Below are 14,935 nucleotides of genomic sequence, written 5' to 3'. Positions count from 1 at the left end.
CGAAAAGATACATTAATTTTTTGAAAGATCAATCAGTACAAAAAAAACCACCAGAATTGATGAAATAGAAGACTTATCTCCTGGTTACAGCATTCTGTGGCGCTCCTGCCCGCACATTGATACAAATAGACCAACCAGAGATTGTTGGTTTCCTTATTTCAATTTACCATCATTCACTTCAATCCAGTAACCATCTGGGTCCTGGAGATAAATCTGCTTTACGCCATCTGGCCTGGTATTGGTGGTTCCGGCTTCTCCCGCCCAGTTTTCAAAATGAACATCTTTAGATTTTAAGAAGTTCATAAAACCTTCAAGATTATTGGTATTGATTGCCAAATGCACTCCTTTGTTCTTTTCTACCTGTTCTTCACTTTCTATAAGATGAATCTGGACTTTATCATTTAATTCCACCCACCTGATGTGGTCCCCCAAACCGCCATTAGGAATTTCCGGAAGGCCCAGAATGTTCATGTAAAATTCCGCCGAAGCATCTACATCGTTCACCATTAGGGCATCATGATCTTTTTTAAAATTAAAGCCGCTTTGTGCATTCATATTAATCGACATTAGGATAAATCCTAAAATAATAACTTTTTTCATAATTAATCTGAATTAGTAACAAACGCCACATGTTTCCCGTCTGGCGACCAGCTTGGGACATTAATAGTACCCTGCCCTCCGTAGAGATAAGCTATCACCTTAGGCTCACCGCCTTGAACAGGCATTAACCTTAGCAGGCATCTTTTATAAAAGGGATGGTCGCCGGAAGGCACTTCTTTAGGAAAAGAAATGAAGATCATTTGCTCCCCATCCGGAGAGATATGGGGAAACCAGTCGTTTAATTCATCTGTAGTTATTTGAGTTTCTTCACTACCATCAGGCTTCATGCGCCATACCTGCATGGAACCCGTTCTGTTGGAGTTAAAGTAAATGTATTTTCCATCAGGAGAAAACTCAGATCCATCATCCAGTGTTTCTGTATTGGTCAATTGCTGTTCTTCTCCCGTTTCCACATCTACCTTATAAATATCATACTGCCCATTCCTGTCCCCGGTAAAGAGAATCTCCCCGGCATCGGGCGTCCAGCCGTGGGCATAGGAAGCGCCTACGCCGTTTTTGGTAACTTTTACAGGATTGTCACTGCCTTCGATTGGAAGATAATAAATGGAAGAATTGCCGCTATCTTCAGGATTGTGATGACTTATGGCTATTTTGCTTTCATCAAAACTCAATACATGGTCGTTATTATTGCTGCTGGCGAATCCGGTATTCAGCATAGAAACTTTCCCCGATTCCAGGTCATATTCATATAACCAACCATTTGAATTATAGATAAGCTTCCCATCTTTTGTCCAGTTTGGCGCCTGTATGCTGTGGCCTGAGGTTAGAAGCACCTTGCGCTCCCCCGTCTCCACATCCATAACCTCCAGCCGGCTCCCAAGATAATCCCGGTAAGGAACCAGGTCTTCAGGTGCTGGTTTGGATATCCGCACATTTTTAAAAACTGCCTTTTCCACAACATCGGGATTATGGGCGCTTATATACAAACCTGCAAAAACTTCATTTCTCAGGTCCATCTCCACTTCCACACTGGTAAAGGGTTCCCCAAATTTAGCTGTGGACATGATAAATAAATTCCCGCGCCTTTCCAGCTGGACCACATCCGGCGCTTCGTCCTGTGAAACCACCTCCTGCGTATCTGCTCCTTCACTTTTTCTATACTGAAGAGAGGTGAGCCCGTCTCCATGTACCGCCGCATTTACATGAGGTGAATCCAGAGCAAGGTTGTTACGCACAATCCACCCGATTTTTCGATGAGGATCTGTGCCTTCCCTAACAAATTCTACTCTCGCCCTTAGGATAAAATCGCCCTGGATGGCTTTCCATAAAAAATGAAATTCATCTTCACCAAACCACATATTTGTTCCCGAACCGGTAATGGTGTAAACCTGTTCTTCCTCGTTGTAGGTAACAGAACCTTCATTCTTTACCGCACCTATATCCAGGTGATTATCAAATATCCCGATTTCCTGGGAATGCATTCCGTTAAAGCTGAAAAACCCCATAGCCAGCAATAAAACTAATCTTGAAAATTTATGAGCCATTCTATTATTCTGTTTTCATTTATTCTTAAAAATAGAAAAACAAATTAGATTTTGCCCAATCTTTTTAGAAATAGCGAAAAACAGCTCCTGAGTTTAGCAAATCCTTAGCAGCCTCCTCCCTTTTTTTGACATATATTATTCTTACTTTTATGGGAAAGAGAAGAAGAGATATGGCTGAAGATTTAGAAAAAGAAAGAGAGTTTAGGGATATCGTTTCTATCGAAAATAAGGCTCTAAGATTAAACCTTAATGAAAATATTTACGGCACTTTTGCTGAAATTGGGGCAGGACAGGAAACTGTTCGCAACTTCTTCCGGGCAGAAAACCCATCTGGCACCATAGCAAAAACCCTGAGCGCCTATGACAAAGACTTTAGCGATGCCATATATGGCGTGGGCGAAAACAAACGTTACGTTACCGAGTCCCGCCTAAAAAGCATGCTTTCCTATGAAACCGGTTTAATTGAACAACGTATCTCCCGTGCAAGGCACCCAAACAAGCTCTTTTTTAGTTACGCCAATACTGTGGCCACCATAGATTTTGCTAAAAAGTACAAAGGACATGGCTGGATTGGCATCAGGTTCCAAACCAGGCCAAAAGAGGAATATAGTGAAATTATTATCCATGTTCAGTTTCACGAAAACAACGCAGCCAAACAACAGATAAGTTTAGGCATTCTGGGCGTGAACCTAATTTACGGCGCCTATTATTTTCATGATGACCCTGTTTACCTTCTTAATAGCTTATATGACCACCTTAATTCCTTTAAGATTGAAATTGATATGATCAATTTTACAGGGCCGACTTTTAAAAATGTAGATAACAGGCTAATGAGCCTTCACCTTGTAAAAACAGGAAAAACAGACGCCGTAATGTTTGCGCCCGATGGCAATAATATACTGGCGGCCAACCTTCTTTATAAGAAAAATATTCTTACCCTTAGGGGAAGTTTCAGGCCTGTAACCAAGGTTAACCTCAACATGTTCGAAAAATCACTTGAGCTGTTTAAAAAAGAAAACAAAGTAGATGAAGACCGGATTTTGGCCATTTTTGAAATTACCCTTTTCAACCTTAAAAATGAAGGGGAAATAGATGAAAAAGATTTCCTGGACCGGGCAGACCTGCTGTGCTCTTTAGGACATACAGTAATGATCTCTAATTTCCAGGAATATTATAAAGTAGTGGAATATTTCTCAGCATTTACACGCGAACGCATGGGGCTTACGATGGGCGTAAATACTTTTATTGAAGTTTTTAAGGAAGATTATTATACCCATTTAAGTGGCGGAATCCTTGAAGCTTTTGGTAAATTATTCTTTAAAAGCCTTAAAATTTACCTGCAACCTCAAAAAGATCCTGAGACCGGAGAAATTATTACCAGTGAAAACCTGAAGGTGGAACCACGTGCCAGGGAATTGTTCCGCTTTTTTAAGGATAACGGCCGGGTAGTGGATATCCTGGAATACGATCCTCATATCCTGGAGATCAATTCCAGGAAAGTGCATGAAATGATTAGGGAAGGCCAACCCGGATGGGAAGATGCTGTGGCTGAAGATACCGCCAGGCTTATTAAAGAAAACAACATGTTTCGAAAAGAGTAAATTCTCCAACGAAAAAATCAGTTAAAAAATTATTTCTCAAAACAGGATCATGTAAAAAAGAAACCGCCTCAAAATTTTAAGGCGGTCTCTTCAAATTACAATTTTCAGAAAAAATTAATTCTTATAGATATTCTTTGGCCAGACATCATTGGAAAAATTGATGTCCGGGATAATCTTATCAGGATCCAGCTCCACTCTCTCCAAGGTTTTATTTGTTTCCAAAAGATGGCTCCACGTATCACCACGTTGCCAGATTTCCACCGGCAGCCTTAGATCTTCTGTACTGCCGTCTTCGTAAGTCAGCTTCATTTCCACAGGCATCGGCATATCTCCCAGGTTGGAAAGCTCTATAATATAATTGCCATCTTTTTCCTCTACATCCTCCAGGGCAATATCAATATTTCCGGTTCCGTAGAACCATCCTTTCCAGAACCACGAAAGATTTTCTCCCGCCACGTTTTCCATATGGTTAAAGAAATCTGCCGGCTGCGGGTGTTTATATGCCCAGGTTTCAATATAAGACCTGAAGGCATTATCAAAGCGCTCATGCCCCAAAATATATTCCCGAAGCAGCAACAATCCTACGGCTGGTTTATAATAGGCCGTCATCCCCAGGTTTCTCAAATTAGTAACATCAGGATAAGTATCTATACCTTCCCGGCTTGGGCTGGTGAACCATCCAACCATTCTCCTGGTCTGGTTTAATGTTGAAGCATATTCCCCGTTATTAAACTTTTGAGTGCTGTAATGGTTTATAAAAGTATTGAAACCTTCATCCATCCAGGCATACCTGCGTTCGTTAGTACCAACAATCATAGGAAACCAGTTATGTCCAAATTCATGATCGGTTACACCCCACAGGGATTCGCCTTCAGACTGCCATCCGCAAAAACTAAGGCCGGGATATTCCATTCCGCCTACCGCTGCCGCTACGTTTACAGCCACGGGATAAGGAAATTCATACCACATATTGGAATAATTCTCTATGGCTGCTTTGGTATATTCTGTAGAACGCCCCCAGGCTTCCCGGCCTGCGCTTTCCTGTGGATAAACCGATTGTGCCATGGCCGTCTTCCCGCCGGGAAGGTTAATTTTAGCCGCGTCCCAGATAAAAGCTTTCGAAGAAGCAAAGGCCACATCCCTGGTGTTTTCCATTTTAAAATGCCAGGTAAGCATGCCGCTGTTTTTGGCCCTTAGAGACATATCCTTCACCTCTTCAGGCTTTACGATAAAAACAGCAGAGTCACTTTCAGAGGCTCTATCCATCCTGTCCCGCATAGTACCCGAAAGCACCTCCCGCGGATTCTGCAATTCTCCAGATCCTACCACTATGTGATCATAAGGAGCGGTAATTTCGTAATCATAATTTCCGTAATCCAGGTAAAATTCTCCCGCGCCCAGGTATGGCTCGATGTTCCAGCCTTCAACATCATCATAAACCGCGGCCCTTGGGTACCATTGGGCCATGGCATAAATGGTACCGTCTTCAACATCAAGACGTCCCATCCGGTCCATGCCTTTCTCCGGAATTTTATATTCAAAATCCATAGAAATGGTGGCCTGGCCGCCATTGGCAGGAACAGGCTTATCAAAAAACACCTGCATACGGGTATCAGAAATAATATAATGGGAAGAAGTGCTGCGTTTTACTTTGGCTTCCAGGTTGCTTATCGTATAGCCCCCGTCTACATCGCCGTTATAGCGGTTCCCGCTTATTGGAGTGGTAAGGGTGCCCCGGGAATTGGGGGTGAACCTGTTTTGTTCAAGGTGCATCCAGATAAAATCCAAATCCTGCGGACTGTTATTGGTGTAAGTAAGTACCACATTCCCTGAAATACGGTGGTTCTCATCATCCAGGGTCGCCTTAATCTTGTAATCAGCTTCATTCTGCCAGTATTCTTCACCAGGTACTCCGGAGGCAGACCTAAAGCGGTTACCGCTGCGGTCCATAAATTCTCCAAAATCGGACTGGTTATCCTCTATAACCTCCTGTGCATAACCGCTATAGCTAAAAATACTCATAAGCATAAGCACAACGGCTGTTCGTGTAAATTGCTTCATTATAAAATTTTAATTTTTGACTCCCGCTAAATTACGGAATAGAACAGAAAAAAGGCAGGAGCAGAGGCAGGAATTACTTCTCCAGTCCCCTGTCATACATCACAATACTTCCAGCTACCGAAACATTAAGGCTGAGCGTGGATTTAAATTTTACCAGGTGATGGGCTTTTGAAATAGCTTTTTTTGATAACCCGTGATCTTCAGCGCCCAGCAAATACACGCAGCGGCGCGGATGCTTAAATGTTTCCAGGGGCTCGGCATCTTCTGTAAGCTCCACTCCCACCAGCATGGCTCCTTTGGGAAGATGAGCATAAAAATCATCAAAGCTTTTATAATGAAAATAAGGCATTGCTCCAACAGCTTTATGGGTGTCGCAGGCTTGTTTTGCGTACCGGTTGCCAATGGTGAAGATAAAACTGGCTCCCATATTTTGAGCGGAACGCCATAGTACACCAAGATTTTCGGGCGTTTTCCCATTCTGAATACCAATCCCAAAAAATCCCTGCTCAAGATTATCTATTTTCATATTTCAAAAATAGTTTTCCTCCGCAAGAATAAAAAATACCGGAAAACACCTATTGCCATTTCTAGTAATTAATAGAACCTTTAACCTGTTGTTCTAATCTTAATATTGTTAATATAAATATTTCTCCCCTATGGCTACTCCCTCTACCGGCCTTTCGCCTTACTGCGGAAGGTCTTTTTCGCAGGCATGGAATAATTGGTTAAGATTCTGCCTTATAGCTTCTATTCTTATTTCTTTCAGCTGTAAAGATAAATACTATGAAGATGTTCCTGATAAAGCCAGTATGACTGTAAAGGACTCTATTAAAAGAGGGGAATACCTGGTAAATGCCATTGGTTGCCATGACTGCCATTCGCCAAAAAGAATGGGAGAACAAGGGCCGGAAATTATACCGGAATTAGCCTTATCGGGATACCAGGCAGGGCAAAAACTTCCAAAGCACCATCCTGAGGCTGTTGCGGAAGGATGGGTGTTGATGAATGCCGATCTTACCGCAGCCATTGGGCCCTGGGGCATATCTTATGCATCCAACATCACCCCGCACGAAACCGGGATTGGAACCTGGAAAAAAGAACAGTTTATAGCCGCCATAAGAGAAGGGAAACATAAGGGTATGCCAGAAGGACGGCCACTATTACCTCCTATGCCCTGGCAAAACTTTGCTAAGTTAAGCGATAAGGATCTTGCGGCAATCTTCGTTTACTTAAAGAACACGCAACCGGTTAACAATGCCGTGCCACCTCCTTCCTCTCCCAGTAAAATAGCCAGCGTTCAATAAATCTTCCGCGAACGCGAAAGGATCGCCATTCACAGCGATCCTTTTTTATGTTCATAACAGAATTAAAGCCTGAAAGCTAAGGCCACTACTTTTAGTGCAAAGTATAAGTTTTTCCTTCAGCAATAATCAGTTAATGTTATAGCGAACCAATAATGATATGGTTTCATACCTTATCTTTGCCTCTAATTTTCATTTGGGTAAAGTTTTACTCGCGGGAAAAATTTGATGATTTAGTAAAACCTTCTTTTATGATCACAAGTACCGAACTGGAAACCAAAGGAAATTTATTCCCCGGCCAGATAAAGGAATTCCGGTTTGAGGGCAACTCTGTCACTTTTACCACAGAAAACAACGTACTGCTTAAAATTGATGTTTTAAGGGACAGCATCCTTCGCTTTAGATATGGTACTGACGGGATCTTTGAAAACGACTTTTCCTATGCCATAGATAAGGAAACTATTCATGGTTTTAATAAATTCGAAATACAGGAAAACCCTTCTTTTATTACTATTCTCACCAGTAAAGTTAAATGCCGGATTTCTACCAGGGACCTGAAAGTTGCCATTTATGACCTTCAGAATAAATTAATTCTTGAAGATGAAGCCGGTTTTCACTGGCAAGAAAATTTTGAATACGGAGGAAACTACGTAAAGATGTCTAAAACATCCATGGATGGAGAAAACTTTTTCGGATTAGGAGATAAGCCAACCAGTTTTAACCTGAAAGGAAAAAAATTAAGCCTGTGGAATACCGACCAGTTCGCATACAGTAAAGATGTAGACGAATTATATAAAGCGGTTCCTTTTTATATTGGGCTCCATAGTAACACCTCCTACGGAATTTTTTTTGATAACAGTTTTCGCTCTCATTTTGATTTTTGCCATGAAAAGAGAAATGCGGTCAGGTTTTGGGCTGAAGGGGGAGAAATGGACTATTATTTTATCTATGGGCCGCAAATGGCCGATGTGGTGTCCTCCTACACTCACCTCACCGGAACGCCCGACATGCCGCCCATGTGGGCATTAGGTTTCCATCAAAGTAAATGGAGTTATTTTCCGGAAGAAAGGTTAAGCGAACTCGCAGATAATTTTAGAAAATTGAAATTTCCCTGTGACGCTGTTTACCTGGACATAGATTACATGGATGGTTTCAGATGCTTTACCTGGAACAGGGAACATTTCCCGAACCCCAAACAGATGGTTGAAAAACTGGAGGAAAAAGGCTTTAAAACGGTGGCAATTGTTGATCCGGGCATAAGGATAGACAGCAATTATGATGTTTACAGGGAAGGGCTGGAAAAGGATTATTTCTGCAAAAGGGCCGATGGCCCATATATGCGTGGCAAAGTCTGGCCCGGTGAGTGCTATTTTCCAGATTACACCAATCCTGCAGTAAGGGAATGGTGGGCAGATCTTTTTAAAGAACTTGTTGGTGAAATTGGCATTAAAGGCGTATGGAATGATATGAATGAACCTGCAGTGATGGAAGTGCCCGGCAAAACATTTCCCCTGGACGTACGGCATGATTACGATGACAATGCCTGCAGCCATAGAAAAGCCCATAATATTTACGGAATGCAAATGGCCAGGGCCACTTACGAGGGAGTAAAAAAATACGCTTTTCCCAAACGCCCCTTTAATATGACCCGAGCAAATTTTGCCGGCGGCCAGCGTTTTACCTCCACCTGGACGGGAGATAATGTTGCCACCTGGGAACACTTATGGCTCGCCAACACCCAGGTGCAGCGCCTTTGTATAAGTGGCATGAGCTTTACAGGCAGTGATATTGGTGGTTTTGCGGAGCAGCCTTCGGGGGAATTGTTCACGAGGTGGATTCAGCTGGGAATTTTTCATCCTTTCTGCCGCGTGCATTCTTCCGGCGACCATGGAAACCAGGAGCCATGGTCATTTGGAGAAGAAGTCCTGAATATTACAAGGGAATTTGTGAACCTCAGGTACCAGCTTCTTCCCTATCTTTACACGGCTTTTTACCAATATGTAGAGGAGGGAATACCCATTTTAAAGCCTTTGGTTTATTTTGACCAGGAAGATGCCCATACTTATTACAGGTCTGATGAATTCATCTTCGGTAACCAGATTTTGGCATGTCCCATCCAGGATATTAATTCCTTGGGAAGGCGCGTTTATTTTCCAAAAGGACGCTGGTATAATTTCTGGAATGACGAGCAGATTGTTGGCGGAAAAGAAATTTGGGTGGATGCGCCTTTAGAAAAATCACCCATTTTTGTAAAAGAGGGAGCTATTATTCCAAAATTCCCGGTACAGCAATATGTAGATGAAATTGTACTGAAGGAACTATATCTTGATATTTATTATAAAAACGGAAACGAAACTTCTGTTTTATATGAAGACGCGCATGATGGCTATGATTATAAGAAGGGCAGGTACAGCCTTAAAACTTTCAAATTCAGAGGCAGGGCCAGTGAAGTTTTTATTCAACAGCATAAAGACGGGAAATACCTAACTCCCTATGAGCATCTCCAGGTAAGGTTTCACGGCCTTCCGTTTAAAATTGGAAAAGCCTTTATAGACACTGAAGAAGTAAGCCTGGTCCAACTGGAATATGATCCGGAATACTCCACGCTAAAAATTCCGAAGAAATTCGAATTACTGCACCTGGTAAGGGAAAAAACCTGAAACTTTATAAGCTTTATCAAAAACAGGTATCAGCCTTTTATGCGGAAACAAATTCACGGTTGGATAGAAAAGAGGCTCTACGCAGCTTTTAATAAAAATTAATACCCAACAGCGTTATGCTTTTATTTGCTCCAGGTTTAAATGTTCGATTGCTACCATGGCTTCAGCATTAAGGCTCACCTGAATGAGTAAAAATCCGCTGCCGGGAACAATGTTGTCTATTTTAAAATTTTTAATTTCCCCGGTTGCCAGAATACCTTCCAGTGGTTCCATCCCAGCCAAGAACTTTGAATTTATCTTTTCCAACCGGCGGGCAATCAAAGGGCTCAAATCAAACTTCATTTTCTTTTTTAATGTTCCGTAGAGCACATTATTGACCATTTTTTCAATAAAATTGTTCATTAACCAATTATTGGTATCCCCTTCCAGGTTGTAATTTTTTATACCTATTTCCTGCGTCGCTTCATCAAACTCCAGTGCCACATCCATTTCCAGCCTTCCAATCTTATTTTTAAATAATTTGGTGAGGGTTTTAAATTTCAGGTTAACGGCAAAATCGAAATCTTCTCTGAGGCTTTCTCCAAAAGTTATGTCCAGTATTTCAGCATAGTTTGTGGTTTCCCCTTTATCATCTACAGTTCCGATTTTCTCTCCTATGGCCCGGTCTCTTAAAATATCTTCCATTACCCCATATTGCACCTTCAGGGGTAACTGAAGGATGAGATTTCCAGGGCTTATGTTTTGCATTGATTCCATTTAGTACAGTTATTTTACTAAAATAGCTTTTTTAAGAGCTAATCTTCCAAAAACCATTGTAAGGTGACAGTATTTTTTCTTTCACTTTAATTTTAAGTTAAATCCATAGAATAACCAAAGATATCTTAAGATTACTTTAACAAAAAAAGGAGGTGAATTCCTTCAAAAAAAGCAATAAAATGTAAATATCATTATATTGGACTAGTATTAAACTTTTAAAATTGGCAAATCTTGAATAAATTTGCATTTCCTTAACATGCAAATTTAAGATGAAAAGAGCAGCTCAAATCATTAGGAAGTTCAATGATGAAATTATGGATTCCTGGTCGAAAACTGTAAAAAAGGAAGTTGAAGCTTCCAGAATCAGCTCTAATCTTGCATTAAGAAACCAACTACCTCATGTACTGGAAGATATTGCCGAAATTATGGACAGGTATGAGGGTTTTGAAGAAATAAAAAATGAGGAGCGATACGAGGAAATTATATCGAACAGTATAGACCACGGGCGGCACAGGGCTGCCTCTTCAAAATATACCGTGGAGCAAATATTGCATGAATACATTATATTTCACAAAACTCTTACGGATTTTCTTAGGAAAAATGATGCCTATACTGCAGAAGTTGGAATATTATTGAAGTATACCCTGGAAACCGCCATGTTAAATTCCGCGGGTTCATTTACTAAAGCCCTTCAGGAAATGCGGAATAAGCTGGTAGGCACATTAGCCCACGATATCCGAAACCCGGTTTCTGCCGCCTACCTTGCCATAGAGATGATGGATTATAGCGAAGGAGAAGAGAGGCTACAGAGACTTCAAAAACTTGGATTGAGAAGCTTAAAAAAGTCGCTGGAATTAATGGAAGGAATGCTTGATGCCATAACGGTAAAAGCAGGGGAAGGCATCACGATGAACTTTGAGAACGTAGACCTGATGCGGGATGTTAAATGGGTATATTCAGAAGCTTCTGAAATCTACACCAACGACATTCACATCGAAACCGATATCCAGGAATTAAATGGAATATTTGACGGTACTGCCATAAGAAGGATCCTTGAAAACCTGGTATCTAATGCTGTAAAACACGGTGCAAAAAATTCTGCTATTACTATTAAGGTCAAGGAATTTCCCGAAAAAGTAAGTCTCAGCGTGCATAACTTTGGTAATCCTATCCCACAGGATAAGCAGGAAGGGATTTTTGATTTTCTTAATAGCAGCAAAAAAGAAAGTGCGGGAAAATTAAAAAGCTGGGGAATGGGACTCACCTTAATTAAAGCAGTTGCTGAGGCACATGGAGGAAGCGTCGAATTGGAAAGCAACGAAGGTAAAGGCACCACTTTTAGCATTATGCTTCACAAGTATAAAAACAAGCCCGGGAAAGTACGCTCCAAACTCAACTTTAGCGAATCTCCTGCAGAATAACGAAGGTCACGAGTATCTTGATTTTCTAAAAATTATCTTAAAATGATTATAGCATATTAACACCTGTTTAACTATCGAGGCCTAAAAATAAGCCTACCTTATATTTTCGAATAATATTAGGTACAATACGGGAATTATGCGAGAACGATTGGAGATTGCAAGAAGAATAAAAGATTTACGTTATAAGAGGGACTATCCCCAATCTTTTATAGCTGAAAAACTTTTTGTGTCACAGCCTGCCTATTCTCTCATGGAAAATGGTCAAAACGGTATTAATTCGGAACACCTCCTAAGACTGTCGAGATTGTATGAAGTGACCGCCGATTTTCTCTTATCCGGAAATAAAAATTTATTGAGGTCAGTAGTTAGTTACATATAATTTGTTTGTGATACACTTTATCCTTGTTGACCATTTTGGTTAGTAGATTATTAAAGATTGTTGCCTTGCTCTGTGAGCGGTTGACCCTAAAGCAAAACTCATTAAAATATCTATTGATATTAAAATCGCTGACCCAAGAGTATGTTGTTCTTATCCATGATTTTATTTGATGGATCATCGTGTGCAACGCCTTGAAATTCAAACCAGAATTACTTTCAATCTGTGTAATATCATACGCTTTTGCAATCGGCCTATAACCACGCCATTTATCTGTTGTTATTTTCGCGTCACGGCTGATATGATCAACAAAGATATATTGCAGGGATCTGGCCGAAAAATCATCAATACGCATTGCGTACATTCTCTTGACCTTGCCATCATCCGTTAGCTCAACAGCCGTTATCGCTTTCTTTTTCCTGGCCTTATAACTTCTGCCAATTTTTTCCTTTTCATGCCCACCCAGGACAAATTCATCAACGTGGACAGTTCCATCCATAGGATGGTTACCACTGCTTTCCATGGCTTCCCGAACTTTGTGCATAAACAGGCGCGCTGTCTTTTCTGTCACCCCGAAACGTACAGAAACATAACTCGCCGAAAGACTTTTGGTGCTGGTAGCCATCTCGAAGACGATAAAAAAAGCCTTGCGCACGCCAAACTTGACTTTATGGAAAAGTGTATTGGAAGTAGCAGACTCCTGGTGCGAACAAATATTGCAGGTTCTCGAGAAATCCTTTCTTACTTGGGATTTTTTATGACCACACTTACGGCACTCAAACCCATCATTCCATTTAATCCTGGCCAGGTATTCTTTACAATCTTCATCGGTTTTGAACCGATCAGAGAACTCTAGGAGATTTTGACCCTTGAAAACATTCATAATTTCCCTTATTTTATTGACTTCTAAGATATGAATTTAAATACTGACCTCTAAAAATTTAATTGAAATGAATTACAAGAACGGCTTTATTCCATTAATTAATGCGAAGACACATGCCGGATTCCTAAAGAATATGCATGAGGAAGATGTCATGGATGATTTTGAATATTACAGGATTCCGGGTTTTAATCCTACCAAGGATAGTATTTTAATTCAGAACGAAGGGAATAGTATGGAGCCTACAGTAATGTCTGGTGATATTTTAATATGTCAAACCCAGCGAAATCTGGATCATGTGCTCGATGGTTCTATTGTTATCCTCGTAACGGAAGATGCAATTCTTACCAAACGAATTTATAAACATGAGGATGATAGATATTTCTGGACGGAGAGCGATAACCCTGATGAAAGCAGGAAAAAAGAAATAAAAAAATCTGACATTCACCAGCTTCTAATGGTAATGGGAAAAGTGAGCAATGTGCTTATTCCCCACCGGGAAATGGCTTTTAAAGGAAAAATGCAGTTTTTTGAGGAATCCCTGGAATCGTTAAGCAGGGAAGTCTATCTGTTAAACAAGAAATTAAAGAATTTTAAGCCAAACCTAAAAAGTTAATCCTGGACGATTATGCTAAAATTATAGCCAAAACTTTCCCAGCTACGGACTATGATTTCCCCCCTGTTTTTCATTGATCTAAAAATATTCGCACCAAAATATCAATAAAATCACCTTTCTCTTAATTTCTTCACGGGAATTTCTCCTTTATCAATCATTTCAACAGTACAGGTATAACCAACTGAAATGATCTCCTCTATCTTCTTGAAATCAAACAGGGAATAAGCCTGCATCTCTGGAGGATCAATTACTATATCACATAAGGCCTTTTCAGGGACGGTATTTTGAGTAATCCCCAGATTAACAGATCTTTCCAGGATCGCTTTTGGCCCGGCAAATCCAACTTTTTTTCCGGGAAAATTAACATGTGATCCTATAAGATATCTGCATTGTTCCCTAATAGGTGAGGCCGGCAGGTTGCACATTAGTCCGCCATCTACGTAATTGACGCCATCCAGAACTATAGGCGCAAAGAAACCGGGAACAGAGCAGCTCGCGATAATGTAGTTAAAAAGCGGTCCGCTGCCACGCATTTCAACACAACCCAAATCAAGATTGCATAGCCCCAGGTAAAATGGTTTTTTCAAAACAGCAAAATCATCTTCAGGAATATAACGTTCAAGGGCTGTTTTCATTTTCTGTAGCTTATAAAGACCAGTCCTTCTCCAGGAAAATCCCGTCATTTTAGAAAAGGTTTCCTCCATAAGAATTGTCTTTATATCGGCCGGGGAATAACCGGCGGCGTAAAGCACTCCAACCACAGCTCCCATACTTGTCCCTGAAATTATTTGCGGTTCTATCCCATGTTCATGCAGCGCCTGTAAAACCCCAACATGAGCGTAACCGCGTGCACTCCCACCACTTAGGCAGATGCCCAGGTGATGCGGAAATTTTTTCCCGAAGGAAAATAATTCTTTTAGCCCCTTAATGATGATAATGCTAGTTTTAGTTTTGCCGTTGTGCCACGCCAACAGTTGGCCTGCCAAGATAACATATTTTGAGTTTCTAAAAGAGGCCTTCTCTCCCCATTTAATCTTAATATTATTAATTGGATTATAATAAATTTGCTCTAGCATAGCAGCAGAATGCAGTTCCTCCTACTGAAATCGAGAGGCTTTTCATTATCACTTTTCCTTTATCGTAATGATGGCAGGCAGA

The 14,935-nt window shown here is 40.8% G+C and carries 13 protein-coding genes; 6 read left to right on the top strand and 7 right to left on the bottom strand.

The genetic code is table 11. From position 1 onward, the window contains the following. Nucleotides 1-153 precede the first annotated feature (153 nt). Together RM553_RS01065 and RM553_RS01060 are read right to left on the bottom strand one after the other, a co-directional pair. Nucleotides 154-600 (bottom strand): VOC family protein, encoded by a 447-nt coding sequence (locus tag RM553_RS01065; protein ID WP_311533050.1) that lies wholly within the window; start codon nt 598-600, stop codon nt 154-156. Nucleotides 601-602: 2 nt separating this feature from the next. Continuing rightward, nucleotides 603-2,105 (bottom strand): TolB family protein, encoded by a 1,503-nt coding sequence (locus RM553_RS01060; protein ID WP_311533049.1) that lies wholly within the window; start codon nt 2,103-2,105, stop codon nt 603-605. Between the two features lie 170 nt (nt 2,106-2,275). Here RM553_RS01060 and RM553_RS01055 point away from each other — a divergent pair, with 170 nt between their 5' ends. Beyond that, nucleotides 2,276-3,706 carry a TonB-dependent receptor gene (locus tag RM553_RS01055; protein ID WP_311533047.1) on the top strand — a complete coding sequence of 477 codons (1,431 nt, stop codon included), beginning with the start codon at nt 2,276-2,278 and terminating at the stop codon, nt 3,704-3,706. Nucleotides 3,707-3,820: 114 nt separating this feature from the next. Here the strand turns inward: RM553_RS01055 and RM553_RS01050 are convergent, their stop codons facing one another. After that, complete coding sequence (locus RM553_RS01050) at nt 3,821-5,767, bottom strand: M1 family metallopeptidase (protein WP_311533046.1); 1,947 nt, start codon at nt 5,765-5,767, stop codon at nt 3,821-3,823. Nucleotides 5,768-5,840: 73 nt separating this feature from the next. Continuing rightward, nucleotides 5,841-6,293 (bottom strand): RNA methyltransferase, encoded by a 453-nt coding sequence (locus RM553_RS01045; protein ID WP_311533044.1) that lies wholly within the window; start codon nt 6,291-6,293, stop codon nt 5,841-5,843. A 130-nt stretch (nt 6,294-6,423) separates the two neighbouring features. Here RM553_RS01045 and RM553_RS01040 point away from each other — a divergent pair, with 130 nt between their 5' ends. Further along, nucleotides 6,424-7,071, top strand: a complete 648-nt coding sequence (locus tag RM553_RS01040) for a c-type cytochrome (RefSeq protein ID WP_311533042.1) — start codon at nt 6,424-6,426, stop codon at nt 7,069-7,071. Nucleotides 7,072-7,319: 248 nt separating this feature from the next. Next, nucleotides 7,320-9,728 carry a glycoside hydrolase family 31 protein gene (locus RM553_RS01035; protein WP_311533040.1) on the top strand — a complete coding sequence of 803 codons (2,409 nt, stop codon included), beginning with the start codon at nt 7,320-7,322 and terminating at the stop codon, nt 9,726-9,728. A gap of 114 nt (nt 9,729-9,842) precedes the next feature. Here RM553_RS01035 and RM553_RS01030 read toward each other — a convergent pair whose 3' ends face one another. Beyond that, complete coding sequence (locus RM553_RS01030; protein ID WP_311533038.1) at nt 9,843-10,475, bottom strand: DUF4403 family protein; 633 nt, start codon at nt 10,473-10,475, stop codon at nt 9,843-9,845. Nucleotides 10,476-10,753: 278 nt separating this feature from the next. Between RM553_RS01030 and RM553_RS01025 the strand changes: the two genes are divergently transcribed. Together RM553_RS01025 and RM553_RS19675 are read left to right on the top strand one after the other, a co-directional pair. After that, complete coding sequence (locus RM553_RS01025) at nt 10,754-11,905, top strand: sensor histidine kinase (protein ID WP_311533036.1); 1,152 nt, start codon at nt 10,754-10,756, stop codon at nt 11,903-11,905. 136 nt (nt 11,906-12,041) lie between these two features. Next, complete coding sequence (locus RM553_RS19675) at nt 12,042-12,284, top strand: helix-turn-helix domain-containing protein (protein WP_432271439.1); 243 nt, start codon at nt 12,042-12,044, stop codon at nt 12,282-12,284. Here the strand turns inward: RM553_RS19675 and RM553_RS01020 are convergent. Continuing rightward, the gene (locus RM553_RS01020) at nt 12,271-13,164 is read right to left on the bottom strand and encodes an IS1595 family transposase (RefSeq protein WP_311533035.1); all 894 of its coding nucleotides are present in this window, start codon (nt 13,162-13,164) and stop codon (nt 12,271-12,273) included. The genes RM553_RS19675 and RM553_RS01020 overlap by 14 nt on opposite strands. Nucleotides 13,165-13,231: 67 nt before the next feature. On the opposite strand from RM553_RS01020, the gene RM553_RS01015 reads away from it, so the two are divergent. Beyond that, nucleotides 13,232-13,777, top strand: coding sequence for a S24 family peptidase (locus tag RM553_RS01015; RefSeq protein WP_311533034.1), 546 nt, complete (start codon nt 13,232-13,234; stop codon nt 13,775-13,777). Between the two features lie 110 nt (nt 13,778-13,887). On the opposite strand, the gene RM553_RS01010 is transcribed toward RM553_RS01015, so the two are convergent. Continuing rightward, nucleotides 13,888-14,763: a patatin-like phospholipase family protein gene (locus RM553_RS01010; protein WP_311533032.1), complete on the bottom strand. Its 876-nt coding sequence runs from the start codon at nt 14,761-14,763 to the stop codon at nt 13,888-13,890. Nucleotides 14,764-14,935: the final 172 nt, after the last annotated feature.

Origin of the sequence: Autumnicola tepida (assembly GCF_031846485.1) — a bacterium.
GTDB lineage: Bacteria > Bacteroidota > Bacteroidia > Flavobacteriales > Flavobacteriaceae > Autumnicola > Autumnicola tepida.
This window is presented reverse-complemented; position numbering and strand designations above follow the sequence as displayed.